Consider the following 14,887-nt stretch of genomic DNA (forward strand, 5'->3'; position numbering starts at 1 on the left):
ATGCCTCGCTTCGTGATGGTACGGGTGCGGAAGCCTCGCCTTTCGTGTGGGGGGTTGTTCTGGTGGTGTGGCTGTGCAGGAGACGGGCCTCGTACCTGCTGGGCAGTTGTTCCCGTGGGGCCGCTCCTGACGGGGAGCGGATCCATGAGGGTTCAGTGGCCCGCGGCGGGCGGTGAAGGCTGTGCGGCAGCGGGTTGGTCGTCAGTCAGGATCAAGGCCTTCGCCCGGCGGAACTCCTCGTCGGTGATGGCGTCCTTCGAGCGCAGCTCGGAGAGCCTGACCAGCTCGTCCACGCTGCCGGAGCGTGCCGAACCGGTGGCTGTCTTGCGGATGTAGGAGTCGAATTCCTGCTGTTGGGCGCGTGCCTGTGCGATCTCGCGGCGGCCCATGTCCTTGCCCCGGGCGATCACGTACACCAGGATTCCCAGGAACGGGAGCAGGACGACGAAGGCCAGCCAACCCGCCTTGGCCCATCCGTTCATGTCATGATCGCGGAAGATGTCCGTGATGATCCTGAAGAGCAGAATGAACCACAGGATCCAGAGGAAGAACCAGAGCATGCTCCAGAACACGCTGAGCAGTGGAAAGTCGTAGGCCAGATACATATTCCCTCTCCGTTTCGGAACTGCGGCGGCTGCCGTTCGGGCCGAAGCGTCTGCCACCGTTCCGGCCGTTCGCGTGGCAGTACGGCTTTCAGGCCGGACTGCGGAAGCCTCCGGGGCGGGTGGTATCGGCGTTCTGCGCGAGGTCGAGTGCCGTGCCGGGACGAGTGCGGTCTCGGTCGGGCCCAGGAGGACGAACTGGGGGCCGTGCAGCCGGCCAAGCACCCGGGCGGACTCGGCGGCAGGCGCCGGCATCACAATGCCGGCGCCTGCCGCCGAGGACGGCAACCGGGCGCCGGTGCGGCAGCTCCTCCGGGCTTCTCCGGTATTCGCCGTAGCTCCGCCGAGAACGGAGTGGGCCGACTTCGGGCAAAGGCAAGGCGGGCGGCCTGCGAGCGGGAACCGGGCGATCATCCGAACGGCATTGCCCGACCTGCAGGCACCTGCTATTCAGTTCAGGAACACAATAACCGTCGAGCCCGATATGCTCCTATTGACCGTAGCCTGATCCACCCCTTTTGTCCTCCGCGTGACCGGCCGCGCAGCAGCAACCCGAAGAACTCGTGACACGATCTTGCGACCTCGGATCCTGAACCGCCGACCCGCAGTTGTCCGCTCGCTCGCGATCATGATCGGTGCTTCTTGGGCTGTCGCCGGCGGTCGGGGCTGTGGGCCGGTGAGGTGAAGGTGTCGTGGGGTTCGTGGCGGCTGGTCGAAGACCCCGGCCTCCTGTCACTGCTCCAGCCGCCGCCGACAGGCCCGACCGGAGCCGGATCCGGGCTCCGGGAGCGGTGGTTGCCGGGCGATGTCCTCGTGGGCACGTGCAGGACGCCCTGCGGGTACCGCCGCACCGGCACCGGCCGCGGGCCGGGAGGCTTCCCTGGCCTGGCCGGGCGGGGCGGCAGCAGCGACTCGACCGGCACCCACAGGTCGCCGTCTGTCACCCGATTCCCGGGCACCCCGCCAATCCCGGGCGAATCGAACCGGAAATCCGAGGGTTTGGTTCGCTGGATCCGAGGGAGGCGGAGTGCAGGGCCGGTCGGACGACCAGACCCCAAGATCCCGGAAATCGCATTCGATTCAGGAGGATTCTCGTGACCACCCCCGAGAACAACGTGTGGAATTACGGGCCGGCCTCCGGCTACGACGCCGGGACGGACCTGACGGGCTACCGCGTCGAGGCGACCGACGGCCACATCGGGAAGGTCGACAAGCACTCCAACGACGTCGACTCGCAGTACATCGTCGTCGACACCGGCGTCTGGATCTTCGGCAAGGAGGTCCTGCTGCCGGCGGGCACGGTGAAGCACGTCGACACCGCCAACGAGACCGTCCACGTCGCCCGCACGAAGGACGAGATCAAGAGCGCCCCCGAGTTCGACAAGGAAAAGCACCTCGGCAACCGGGACTACCACGACCAGCTCGGCAGCCACTACCACGGCCACGGCCCGCGGATCTGACCCCCGGGCCGAGGCCCGGTTTTCCCCGGAATTCCTGCCGGCCGGAACCCCCAAGGGTTCCGGCCGGCAGGAATTCCGCTTTCCGGGATCTTTCCCGGCGCCTTCGGAGGAACGGCCGGCGGGTATGTCCGGCGGCGGGTCCTCCGCGGGCGCCGTCACTTGCAGACGGTCCCGGACTTCGGCACCTTCCCGTCCAGCAGGTACGCGTCCACCGCCTTCTTCACGCACGCGCTGCCGCCGTTGTAGGCGCCGTGCCCCTCGCCCTCGTAGGTCAGCTCCACGCCGACGCCCTTGCCGAGCGCGTTCACCATGGCCCGGGCGCCCTCGTACGGCGTGGCCGGGTCGCCGGTGTTGCCGACGACCAGGATCGGCGCCGAGCCGGGCGCGGAGACGTCCGGGTGCTCCCAGGCCCCCTGCACCGGCCACTGCGAGCAGCCCGCGAGCGACCAGCCCATGAAGTCACCGAAGACGGGGGAGGCCTCGCGGAACTCGCCGAGCCGCTCCTTCGCCTGGCCGAGGGTGTAGCGCTCCTTGAAGTCCACGCAGTTGATGGCGGCGTTGGCGGCCTGGATGTTGCTGTACGAGCCGTTCTGGCTCCGCCCGTTCATCGAGTCGGAGAGCGAGAGCAGCAGCGCCCCGTCGCCGCCGTCGGCCGCGTCGAGCCCCTGCTCCAGATAGGTCCAGAACTCCTTCGAGTACAGGGCCTGCGCGATGCCGTTGGTGGCCTGCGTCTGGGTCAGCTTCCGGTCCCCGATGCCGGCGATCGGCTTCTTGTCGAGGGACGCCAGGAGGTCGGTGATGAAGCTCTCGATCTCGGCGACGGTGGAGCCGGGCAGCGTGCACTCGTCGCCCCGGTCCACGCAGTCCTGGGCGAAGTTGTCCAGGGCCAGCTGGAAGCCCTTCGCCTGGCCGAGGGCGCCGTCCTCGACGCCCGCCTCCGGGTCGACGACGGCGTCGAAGACGGCCCGGCCGACGTTCTTCGGGAAGAGGTGGGCGTAGACGCCGCCGAGCTCCGTGCCGTACGAGATGCCGAAGTAGTGCAGCTTCTCGTCGCCGAGGACCTGGCGCATCAGGTCCATGTCCCGGGCGGCGTTCTCGGTGCCGACGTGCGGCAGGGAGGGGCCGGAGTCCTTCTCGCAGCCGGCCGCGTACCTCTTCTGCGCGTCGGACAGCGTCCGCTCCTCGGCCGCGTCGTCGGGCGTGAAGTCCAGGGCGTAGTACGCGTCGAGCTCCTTGTCGCCGAGGCACTCGACGGGGTCGCTGCGACCCACCCCGCGCGGGTCGAAGGAGACCAGGTCGTAGCGGCCGCGCAGGGTCTCGTAGTCCTCGGCGAAGCTGGGCAGGCCGGTGACGCCGGAGCCGCCGGGGCCGCCGAAGTTGAAGACGAGCGAGCCGATCCGGCGGGAGGCGTCCCGGGCGGGGGCCCGGATGAGTGCCAGCTCGATGGTCTCGCCGTCCGGCTCCGACCAGTCGAGCGGGGTCTGGAGGAAGGAGCACTGCCAGGCGCCGCCGCCGGGCAGCGCGGACGGCGCGGGCCCGCCGCCCTCGGCCGCGGACGGCGGCGGGCAGGGCGCCCAGGACAGCTTCTGCGCCGTCAGCGCCGGGCGGCCGCTGGGCCCCGACTCCTTCGGCGGCTCCGTGGCGTCGTCCCCGCCGTCCGAGCACCCGGCGGCGAGCAGCACGGCGGTGGCGGCGAGCAGGGCGGCGCGGTGGGCTGCGGAGGTCGGCATGGAACCATGGTGGGCCGTCGGCCGCGTGTTCGCGCGAGAGGGGGGCCATGCGGGTGGCCCGGGCGTGTCGGACCGCCCGGCCCCCGCACCGCCCCTACAGCGCCTCGCGCTTCGTCAGCCAGTTGAAGCAGAGCCAGCCCGGAAGGACCGGCAGCCACAGGGTGAGCAGGCGGTAGAGGAGCACCGCCGGGGTCGCGACCTCCAGCGGGAGGCCCACCGCCACCAGACCGAAGGTGAGCGCGCCCTCGACCGCGCCGACACCGCCCGGCGTCGGCGCCGCCGAGCCGAGCGCGTTGCCCGCGAGGAAGACGACGGCCACGCTCGCGTAGCTGATCGACTGGCTGTCGTGGCCGAAGGCCCGGATCGAGGCGTCCAGGCAGAGCACGAACGCGCCGGTGAGCAGCAGCATCCCGCCGATGCCGGTGAGCAGCTTCATCGGCCGCTGGAGCACGTCCAGCATGCGCGGCACCACGCCCGCGAAGAGCGACCGCAGCCGGGTCGACACGAACTTGCGCATGAACGGGATCGCCGTCACCACCAGGACGAGCACCGCGACCGTGAGGAGCCCGGCGATGACCGTCCTCGACGGGGTGAAGGACTGCGACTTCTCCGTCCCCGTCAGATAGCCGAAGGAGAGCAGGAGCAGGATGTGCGCCCCGAGGCCGAAGAGCTGCGAGGCGCCGACACTGGCCACCGCGAGCCCCGGCCGGACCCCCGCCCGCTGGAGGAAGCGGGTGTTCAGGGCGACGCCGCCGACCGCCGCCGGGGCGACGATCTTCACGAACGAGCCGGCGACCTGCGCCACCACCGTCCGCCAGAACCCGACCCGCTCGGGCACGAAGCCCAGCAGGCTCATCGCCGCCGCGACGTAGCTCAGCGCCGAGAACAGCACCGCCGCCGCCACCCACCGCCAGTCCGCCTGGCTGATCGTCGACAGCGGGGTGCTGGCGACCTGCGAGAGCAGGAAGTACGCGGCGACCGCGCCCGCGATCAGGCTGACCAGGGTCCGCGGCTTGATCCGCTCCAGGCGCACCGGCTCCACCGGGGCCTGCGGCCGGATCAGCAGCACCTGCTGCCGGATCTGGGCGAGCAGGTCCTCCTCGCGGGCCTCGTCGAGGGCCGTGTCCAGGGCCCGCTTCTCGGCCTTCTTGTCCGCCTTCTTCTCGGCCTTCTCGGCCTTGGTCCCGGCCTTGGCTCCGGCTTTCGCACCGGCCTTGACCCCGGCTCTGGCTCCGGTGTGCGTGCCGGCCGGCACGGCCGCGCGGTCCGCGACGGTGGAGCCGCCGGCGGCCTCGGCCTTGGCGAGCTCCCGTTCGCGCTTGGCCGCCTCGGAGGCCGCGAGGACGGCCTCGCGCTCCCGGGCCGACCGCTCCCGGGCCAGTTTCCGCAGCGTCGCGCGCGTGGAGCGGCTCAGCGCGATCGGCTGGAGCAGCGGCAGACAGTCCGCCACCGTGTCCGGGCCGAGCACCTCGACGGCCGCGGCGACCGCCCGCTCGGCCCCCACCCGCAGGCCGAGGGTGGTGAGCAGCTGCGCGACGTCCATCCGCAGGACCAGGTCGCCGGCCGCGATCTCGCCGCCCCGCAGATCGGTGAGGACCACCCTGCCGGAACGATCCACCAGAATCGCGTCCCCGGTGAGCCTGCGGTGCGCGATCCGGCGCGACTGGAGCGCCTTCACCTGCCGCCAGGCGCTGCGGACCAGCTCGTCGGTGATCTCGTGGTCGTCCAGCGAGTCCAGGCTGCGCCCGCCGATGTGCTCGTACACGAGCATCACGGCGTCCGGGCCGAGCTCCGAGGTGGCGATCAGCTTCGGCGCGTTCGCCCCGGCGGCGATCGCCGCGTACGCGAGGAGCGCCTCCTGCTCCAGGGCCTGGCGCAGCGAGACGATGGACCGGCGGGTGGTGATCGTCCGCAGGGTGATCCGCCGCCACGCGCGGTAGAAGAAGCCGTGCGCCTGCTGCTCCCGGTCGACCACGGTGACGTCGAGCGGCGGCCCGTCCTCCAGGGTCACGATGTACCGGCGGCCCCGGTCCCCGCTGTCGGCGGCGTCGGGCACGCCCTCCGCACGCAGCGCCGTCACCGGCCGGAAGCCGACCCGGCGCAGACCGGCGAGGAGGGTCTGCCCGGTGGGCCGGACGTTCGGGGAGCCGACCGCGTACAGCGTGCCGTACGCCACCGTCCAGCCGATGAGGACGGTCAGGACGATCGAGAGCGCCGTGGTGTACCCGGCCACCAGCATCGTGAACGCGTCGAGCAGCAGCACCGCCCACAGCGACACCCGCCAGCGGGGTCTGCGGGCCATCCCGACCGCGGTCATGTACGCGATCACGGGGGCGAGGTAGTTGTGCACCGGGTCGGTCAGGCCGCCCCCGGACTGCGGCTGGGTCAGCGCGTCCCGGATCGTGCCGGGCGCGGCCTCGGCGACCCAGAGGTCGGTGGCGAGCGTGACGCCGTGCGCGAGGACGGCGGCGAGGACGCCGTCCGCGATCCGCAGGCCGTCGCGTTTGATCAGCCGCTCGATGGCGAAGGCGACCGGGACGAGGAGGACGGCGATCGAGGAGACGAGACCGGCGATCTTGACGAAGACGTCGGGGGCGCCGACGGCACCCTCGTTGATGTCCTTCTCCAGGCCCGAGGTGGTGGCGTGGGCGAACGCCGCCACGGCGAGGACCAGCGCGATCGCGAGCAGGCCGCCGAGCAGCCGCATCAGGTCGGAGGGCCGGTGGACACGGGCCGCGAGCAGCGGCTCGTCGCCGGAGACCCGCTCGGGCACGTCGGCCCTGCCCTCCTCGGGAGGCTGCGTGTCCTGCCCCATCACCCTGTCCGTCTCCGCCTGCGCGCCGTGTCGGTCACGTCCTCGTACGCGTTCTTCTACTTGTCGGTCTTGCCGCTCTTGACGCTTTTGTCGGCCTTGTTGCTCTTGATCTCGTATCACCAGTCACCGCCCGCACGATGGTGGCACGAAGAGCCGCCGGGCGGAGGCATCAGGGCCATGTCGGTGCTGTGAGGCAGGATGGGGCGGCCGGGCCCCGAGGGGCCCGTGGGACGGGACGGACGAGGGTGGAGGGGCCCGTGGGGAAGGCGGGAAGGAAGCCGGAGGGGCTGCCCGGGGAGGCGGCGGAGCCGGCCGGGGACGCGGCGGAGGAGTTGCCCCCGTACGCGGAGCGGGTGCTCGACGTCGCGGACGCGATCCCGCCGGGCCGCGTGATGACCTACGGCGACGTCGCCGAGTGGCTGGACGAGGGCGGACCGCGCCAAGTCGGCCGGGTGATGGCCCTGTACGGCGGGGCGGCGCCCTGGTGGCGCGTGGTCCGCGCGGACGGCACGCTGCTCCCCGGCGCCGAGCTCCGGGCGCTCGCCCACTACCGCGAGGAGGGCACGCCGCTGCGGCAGGCGGGCCCGGCGGCCGAGGGGCACGTGCCCAGGATCGACATGCGGCGGGCGCGGTGGGACGGCGTGACGGGCGCGGAGGCGAACGACGGCGGTGACGGCGCCCCCGGGGGTGCCGGAACTCACACGTGAGGGCATCGGCCCAGGAGGCGCGGGCCGGGCGGGACGGACGGCCCGGACGGCGTGCGGGAAGCGGTGCGGAGTACGGCTCGCCGCCGCCCGGCTTCGCGTAACGTCGTCGTTCGCGTCTTCCGGGACGGCCACGGCACACGGCCGCCTCACCCGCACCACCACACCCACCAGGACCGGCGATCCACGTGAGCTCCTCCTCCACCACCCGGCGTACGCCGCCGCACCAGGGACAGCCGCACCCGGGTCCGGGGCGGCAGCGGACCCCGGGCGCGTACCGACTGGTGCGCACCGCGCCGGCCCCGCTGGATCCCCCTCGACTGGACGCGGCCCAGCGGGAAGTGGTTGAGCACGACGGCGGACCGCTCCTGGTCCTCGCCGGACCCGGCACCGGCAAGACGACCACGCTCGTCGAGTCGGTCGCGGCCCGCGTGGAGAAGGGCGCCGACCCCGAGCGCCTGCTCGTCCTCACCTTCAGCCGCCGGGCCGCCGTCGAACTCCGCGACCGGATGGCCGCCCGGCTCGGCGGCCGCCGCCCGCCGCAGGCGACCACCTTCCACTCGTACTGCTACGCCCTGATCCGCGCCCACCAGGACGCCGGGCTCTTCGCGGAACCCCTCCGCCTGCTCTCCGGACCCGAACAGGACCTCGCGGTCCGCGAGCTGCTCGCCGGCCAGATCGACCTGGAGAGGAGCGGCCTCGGCGGGGTCCGCTGGCCCGACGAACTGCGCGCCTGTCTCACCACCCGGGGCTTCGCCGACGAGGTCCGGGCCGTCCTCGCGCGCTCCCGGGAACTGGGCCTCGAACCGGACGCCCTCGCCCGCTTCGCCGACCGGGTCGGCCGCCCCGACTGGAAGGCGGCGGCCGGCTTCCTCGCCGAGTACCTCGACGTCCTCGACCTCCAGGGCGTCCTCGACTACACGGAGCTGGTCCACCGGGCCGTCCTGCTCGCCGGGAGCGTGACCCTGCCCCGGTACGACGCGGTGTACGTCGACGAGTACCAGGACACCGACCCGGCGCAGGTCCGGCTCCTGCACGCGCTCGCGGGCGACGGCCGCGGCACGGTCGTCGCCTTCGGCGACCCGGACCAGTCCATCTACGCGTTCCGGGGCGCCGACGTGAACGGCATCCTCGACTTCCCCGCCTCCTTCGGCGGCGCGCCCGTCCGGGTCCTGCGCGCCTCCCGCCGCTCCGGCGCGCGGCTCCTCGCCGCGACCCGGGAGCTGGCCCGGCGGATGCCGATGCCCCGGCTCCCCGCCGACAAGGTCCGCGCCCACCGGGAGCTGACGGCGGTACGGGACGGGGGCCTGGCGGAGGCGTACACCTACCCGACGGCGTCGGCGGAGTCCGAGAACATCGCCGACCTGCTGCGCCGCGCGCACCTGGAGGGCGGCGTCCCGTGGCAGGACATGGCCGTCCTCACCCGCGCCGGCGCCTCCCTGCCCGCCCTCCGCCGCGCCCTGACCTCGGCGGGCGTTCCGGTCGAGACGGACGCGGCGGACACGCCCCTGCGCCACGAACCGGCGGTGGCCCCGCTGCTCCTCGCCCTGCGGGCGGTGTCGGGGGCGGGGGCGCCGGGCGGCTCCGCTCCGGACGCACCGGCCCCGGCACCCGGCGCCACGGGGGAGCCAGTGAGGGGTGATTCATCCGCGTATGACCGGGATGTCGTACGAGCGGAGGGCCCGGGAGGCGACGCGGCTCCGGCCGAGGCTGCTCCTGACGATGCATCAGGCGCAGGTGCTGGTCCCGGCCGTCACGGCGACGGCGGGTGGCTCGACACCGAGACCGCGCTCGCGCTGCTCGCCTCGCCGCTCGCCGGGGTCGACCCGGCCGACCTGCGACGCCTCGGACGGGCGCTGCGGGACGAGGAGCGGGCCGCCGGGAACAAGGTGCCGCCGCCCTCCGACGTCCTGCTGGCCCGCGCGCTCGCCGAGCCCGAGCGGCTCGTCGCGCACGACCCCGCGTACACCCACGGCGCGCAGCGGCTCGGCAGGCTCCTCCAGAAGGCCCGGGCGCTGCTCGCCGCCGGCGGCACCGCCGAGGAAGCCCTCTGGGAGCTCTGGCAGGGCACCCCCTGGCCCGGCCGCCTGGAGCGCGCGGCCCTGCGCGGCGGCCCCGCCGGGCGGAACGCCGACCGCGACCTCGACGCCGTCTGCGCCCTCTTCGAGACCGCCGCCCGCGCCGAGGAGCGCGTCGGCGGCCGGGGCGCCGTCAACTTCCTCGAAGAGCTCGACGCCCAGGACATCGCCGCCGACACCCTCACCCGCCGCCACACCCGCCCGGACGCCGTCCGGCTCATGACCGCGCACCGCTCCAAGGGCCTGGAGTGGGGCCTCGTCGTCGTCGCCGGGGTCCAGGAGGGCCTCTGGCCCGACCTGCGCCGCCGCGGTTCCCTCCTCGAAGCCGACCGCATCGGCCGCGACGGCCTGGCCGAACCCCTCACCCCCGGGGCCCTCCTCGCTGAGGAGCGCCGCCTCTTCTACGTGGCCGCCACGCGCGCGCGTGACCGGCTCGTCGTCACCGCCGTGAAGGCCGCCGCCGAGGACGGGGACCAGCCGTCCCGGTTCCTCACCGAGTTCGGCGCCGAGCCGAAGGACGTCCCCGGCCGCCCCCGCCGCCCCCTCGCCGTCTCCGCCCTGGTCGCGGAGCTGCGCGCCACCACCGTGGACCCGGAGGCCTCGCCCGCGCTCCGCGAGGCCGCCGCCCACCGCCTCGCCCGGCTCGCCGCCCTCACCGACGACGAGGGCCAGCCGCTGGTCCCGGCCGCGCACCCGGACCGCTGGTGGGGCCTGTTCGAACCGACCCGCAGCGCCGCCCCGCTCCGCGACCGCGACCGGCCGGTGGCGCTCTCGCCCAGCTCCCTCGACAACCTCGTCAGCACCTGCTCCCTCCAGTGGTTCCTGGGCCGCGAGGTCAAGGCCGACACCCCCGCCACCGCGGCCCAGGGCTTCGGCAACGTCGTCCACGTCCTCGCCGACGAGGTCGCCTCCGGCCGCACCCCGGCCGACCTCGACGTCCTCATGGCCCGCCTGGACTCCGTCTGGGACGCCCTCGCCTTCGACGCCCCCTGGAAGTCGGCCCAGGAGAAGCAGAACGCGCGTGTGGCGCTCGAACGCTTCCTGAACTGGCACGTCATGGACCGCGGCGGCCGCGCCCCCGCCGCCTCCGAGCACGACTTCGACGTGACCCTGGAGGCGGGGGAGTACGAGGTCCGCATCCGGGGCTCCATGGACCGCGTCGAGACCGACGCGCAGGGCCGCGCCTACGTGGTCGACTTCAAGACCGGCAAGTCGGCCCCCACCAAGGACGAGGTGGCCCGCCACCCGCAGCTCGCCGTCTACCAGCTCGCCGTCCGCGAGGGCGCCCTGGACGAGGTCTTCGACGGGCGCCGCCCCGAGCCGGGCGGCGCCGAACTCGTACAGCTGCGGCAGGCCGCCCCCAAGAAGGAGGGCGGCGACGCCCTGCCGAAGGTCCAGGCCCAGGAGTCCCTGTCCGGCGAGTGGGTCGGGGAACTGCTGGCCGGCGCCGCCGGCCGGGTCCTCGACGAACGCTTCGCCCCCACCACCGGCCAGCACTGCACCACCTGCTCCTTCCGCGCCTCGTGCAGCGCCCGGCCGGAGGGGCGGCACGTCATCGAGTAGCCACGCGCGCGTGAAGCCGCGTCGGTCCCGGACCAGCCACGCGCGCGTGACGCCCCGTCGGAAAGAGAGGTCGGTCACGCGCGCGGGCACGGCGCCCGCGGCCTCCGGTGCCCCTCGCCGGAACTCCCGACGGCGGACGCCCGTAACTCCCGGCGGCGGGCAGCCGTAACTCCCGGTACGGGGAAGCCCGGGACGCCCGGCACCGGTACCCGCTCCCGGCCCGCGCTGTCCGACCGCCCCGCTAGCCTCTTCCGGTGACCGCACGCATCAGCGACCCCGAGGAGCTCAAGGAGCTGCTCGGCATCCCGTTCACCCCGGAGCAGACGGCCTGCATCACCGCGCCGCTCGCCCCGCAGGTCGTCGTGGCCGGCGCCGGCTCCGGCAAGACGACGGTGATGGCCGCCCGCGTGGTCTGGCTCGTCGGCACGGGCCAGGTCGCTCCCGAGCAGGTCCTCGGCCTCACCTTCACCAACAAGGCCGCCGGCGAACTCGCCGAGCGCGTCCGCACCGCCCTCGTCCGCGCCGGCGTCACCGACCCCGACGTCATCGACCCCGACAACCCGCCCGGCGAGCCCCGCATCTCCACCTACCACGCCTTCGCCGGACAGCTCCTCACCGACCACGGCCTCCGCATCGGCCTGGAGCCCACCTCCCGGCTCCTCGCCGACGCCACCCGCTACCAGCTCGCCGCGCGCGTGCTCCGCGAGGCCCCCGGCCCGTACCCGGCGCTCACCCGGTCCTTCCCGACCCTCATCACCGACCTGCTCGCCCTCGACGCCGAACTCGCCGAGCACCTCGTCCCGCCCGACCGGCTCCGCGCGTACGACTCCGACCTGCTCACCGTCCTCGCGAGCGCCAAACTCGGCAACGCCGAGCTGCGCAAGGCCCCCGAGGCCGCCACCGCCCGCCGCGAACTCCTCGACCTCGTCGTCCGCTACCGCGCCGCCAAGCGCTCCCGCGACCTGCTCGACTTCGGTGACCAGATCGCCCGCTCCGCCGAACTCGCCACCACCCGGCCCGAGGTCGGCACGATCCTGCGCGACGAGTTCAAGGTCGTCCTCCTCGACGAGTACCAGGACACCTCCGTCGCCCAGCGGCTGCTGCTCTCCGGCCTCTTCGGCCAGGGCACCGGACACGCCGTGACCGCCGTCGGCGACCCCTGCCAGGCCATCTACGGCTGGCGCGGCGCCTCCGTCGCCAACCTGGACGACTTCCCCGAGCACTTCCCGCACCGCGACGGCAGCCCCGCGAGCCGCTACGCCCTCTCCGAGAACCGGCGCAGCGGCGGCCGCCTCCTGGACCTCGCCAACGGCCTCGCCGCCCCCCTGCGCGCCATGCACGCGGGCGTGGAGGCGCTGCGGCCCGCACCCGGCGCCGAGAACGACGGCACCGTACGGATCGCCCTGCTGCCCACCCACGCCGAGGAGATCGACTGGCTCGCGGACTCCCTCGCCCACCTCGTCCGCACCGGCCGCGAACCCGGCGAGATCGCCGTCCTGTGCCGCACCGCCACCGACTTCCCCGCGATCCACGCCGCCCTCGTCGCCCGGGACGTGCCCGTCGAGGTCGTCGGCCTCTCCGGCCTCCTCCACCTGCCCGAGATCGCCGACCTCGTCGCCGTCTGCGAGGTCCTCCAGGACCCGGGCGCCAACGCCTCCCTGGTACGGCTCCTCACCGGCCCCCGCTGGCGGATCGGCCCCCGCGACCTCGCCCTCCTCGGCCGTCGCGCCCGCCTCCTGGTCCACCGGGGGGGCGAGGAGACCGACCCCGAGCAGCGGCTCGCCGCCGCCGTCGAGGGCGTCGACCCGGCCGAGGTGATCTCCCTCGCCGACGCGCTCGACACCTTCCTCGACTCCAGCGGCACCCCCGACGACGGCCTCGCGTTCTCCGCCGAGGCCAAGGTCCGCTTCGCCCGCCTCGCCGCCGAACTGCGCTCCCTGCGCACCTCGCTCGCCGACCCCCTCATGGACGTACTGCACCGGGTCCTCACCACCACCGGCCTGGAGGTCGAGCTCTCCGCCTCCCCGCACGCCCTCGCCGCCCGCCGCCGCGAGACCCTCGGCCACTTCCTCGACGTCGCCGCCGGCTTCGCCTCCCTCGACGGCGAGGCCACCCTCCTCGCCTTCCTCGGCTTCCTGCGCACGGCCGTCCAGTTCGAGAAGGGCCTCGACAGCGCCCTGCCCGGCGGCGAGAACACCGTCAAGGTCCTCACCGCCCACAAGTCCAAGGGCCTGGAGTGGGACGTCGTCGCCGTCCCCGGCCTGGTCACCGGCCAGTTCCCCAGCGCACGCGCGCGCGAGGCGTGGACCTCCCAGCCGCAGGTCCTCCCGCACGCCCTGCGCGGCGACGCCGCCACGCTCCCGGCGATCGACACCTGGGACGCCAAGTCCCTCGCCGCGTTCAAGACCGACATGCGCGAGCACCAGCACACCGAGGAACTGCGCCTGGGGTACGTCACCTTCACCCGCCCCCGCTCCCTCCTCCTCGGTTCCGGCCACTGGTGGGGCCCGAGCCAGAAGAAGCCCCGCGGCCCCTCGGACTTCCTCCTCGCCCTGTACGACCACTGCGCGGCCGGCCACGGCGAGATCGAGGCCTGGGCGGACGCGCCGGAGGAGGACGCGGAGAACCCGACCCTGGCGACCGCCGACCGGGACGAGGCCTGGCCGCTGCCGCTGGACGAGGAGTCCTTCCGGCGCCGCCGGGAAGCCGCCGCACTCGTCCGGGACCGGCTGTGGACGGTCGTTCCGCAGGGCGGACCGGGGGAGCACGACCCCACGAGCGCGGAGCCCGCCTCCCGGGGCCCGCGCCCCGAGGACCCCTGGCCGGACGAGGAGGAACCCGTCTGGGACGACGAGGAACCGATCTGGGACGAGGAACCCGTCTGGGACGAGGAGGTCCTCCCCGAGGACACCCACGCGGACACGGTCCCGGGGCCGAGGACCCCGGAACCGGAGGAGCCGGAGGCCCCGGAGCAGGAGGTTCCGGAGGTGCCCGGCGCCCCCGAGCCGGCGGTGCCCCAGGAGCCCGGAGCCCCGGAAGGGACCGCCGCCCGGGAGCCGGACCCTGCCCCCGGGGCCCGGGGGCCGGAGGCGTACGAGGCCCCGGAAGACCCCGGCGCCCCGGACGCCCCCGGCGCCCTCACCCCCGAGGACGCCAGGACCATCGCCTCCTGGGACCGCGACCTCGCCTCCCTCACCACCGAGCTCCGCCGCGCCCGCGCCACCACCCGGGACGTCCTGCTGCCCGCGTACCTCTCCGCCTCCCAGGTGCTGCGCCTCGCCGCCGACCCCGACGGCTTCGCGCGCGAGCTGGCCCGGCCCCTGCCCAAGCCCCCGCAGCCCGCCGCCCGCCGCGGCACCCGCTTCCACGCGTGGGTGGAGTCCCGCCACGAGGAGCTGCCGCTGCCGTTCCTCGGCCCGGAGGAGCTGCCCGGCGGCGAGGAGTTCGCGGGCGAGCCCGAGATCCTCGACGAACGGGACCTGGACGAGCTGAAGGAGGCCTTCGCCCGCACCCCGTACGCCCGCCGCACCCCGCACCGCGTCGAGGTCCCCGTCCACCTCACCCTCGCGGGCCGGGTCGTCCGGGGCCGGATCGACGCCGTCTACCGGGACCCGGAGACCGGCGCGTACGAGATCGTCGACTGGAAGACCAGCCGCACCCGCAGCGCCGACCCGCTCCAGCTCGCGCTCTACCGGCTCGCCTGGGCCGAGCAGCACGGCCTCGCGCCCGAGGAGGTGGCCGCCGCCTTCGTGTACGTACGGACGGGCGAGGTCGCCCGGCCCGCCCGGCTGCCCGGCCGGACCGAACTGGAGGCGATCCTGCTGGGCGGGACGCCACCGGACGCCGGATAAACACACCGGGCGGGGCGCCTCCGGGCGCCGGACGGGCACACCGGACTGAGCACTCCGGACGCCGGACAGCCGCACCGGGCGGGG

Annotated in this window: 7 protein-coding genes; 4 read left to right on the forward strand and 3 right to left on the reverse strand. The window is 74.2% G+C overall.

Going from position 1 to position 14,887, the window contains the following annotated elements:
• Positions 1 to 152: 152 nt before the first annotated feature.
• Positions 153 to 605 (reverse strand): SHOCT domain-containing protein, encoded by a 453-nt coding sequence (locus tag CP977_RS22850; protein WP_062752350.1) that lies wholly within the window; start codon positions 603 to 605, stop codon positions 153 to 155.
• A 1,091-nt stretch (positions 606 to 1,696) separates the two neighbouring features.
• Between CP977_RS22850 and CP977_RS22855 the strand changes: the two genes are divergently transcribed.
• A complete protein-coding gene (locus tag CP977_RS22855) occupies positions 1,697 to 2,062 on the forward strand; it encodes a PRC-barrel domain-containing protein (protein WP_062752349.1) in 366 nt (121 codons plus the stop codon).
• Between the two features lie 155 nt (positions 2,063 to 2,217).
• On the opposite strand, the gene CP977_RS22860 is transcribed toward CP977_RS22855, so the two are convergent.
• Together CP977_RS22860 and CP977_RS22865 are read right to left on the reverse strand one after the other, a co-directional pair.
• Entirely contained in the window at positions 2,218 to 3,792 is a 1,575-nt protein-coding gene (locus CP977_RS22860; protein WP_062752348.1) for an alpha/beta hydrolase, read from the reverse strand.
• A gap of 94 nt (positions 3,793 to 3,886) precedes the next feature.
• Complete coding sequence (locus tag CP977_RS22865) at positions 3,887 to 6,607, reverse strand: lysylphosphatidylglycerol synthase transmembrane domain-containing protein (RefSeq protein WP_062752347.1); 2,721 nt, start codon at positions 6,605 to 6,607, stop codon at positions 3,887 to 3,889.
• Positions 6,608 to 6,864: 257 nt separating this feature from the next.
• Between CP977_RS22865 and CP977_RS22870 the strand changes: the two genes are divergently transcribed.
• The 3 genes from CP977_RS22870 to CP977_RS22880 all read left to right on the forward strand — a co-directional run bounded on the left by CP977_RS22870 (position 6,865) and on the right by CP977_RS22880 (position 14,803).
• On the forward strand, positions 6,865 to 7,314 hold the full coding sequence (locus CP977_RS22870; RefSeq protein ID WP_372460610.1) for an MGMT family protein: 450 nt from the start codon (positions 6,865 to 6,867) through the stop codon (positions 7,312 to 7,314).
• Positions 7,315 to 7,499: 185 nt separating this feature from the next.
• A complete protein-coding gene (locus CP977_RS22875; RefSeq protein WP_079131038.1) occupies positions 7,500 to 10,952 on the forward strand; it encodes an ATP-dependent helicase in 3,453 nt (1,150 codons plus the stop codon).
• A gap of 254 nt (positions 10,953 to 11,206) precedes the next feature.
• Positions 11,207 to 14,803, forward strand: coding sequence for an ATP-dependent helicase (locus CP977_RS22880; RefSeq protein ID WP_152370735.1), 3,597 nt, complete (start codon positions 11,207 to 11,209; stop codon positions 14,801 to 14,803).
• Positions 14,804 to 14,887: the final 84 nt, after the last annotated feature.

Origin of the sequence: Streptomyces cinereoruber, assembly GCF_009299385.1 — a bacterium.
GTDB lineage: Bacteria > Actinomycetota > Actinomycetes > Streptomycetales > Streptomycetaceae > Streptomyces > Streptomyces bikiniensis.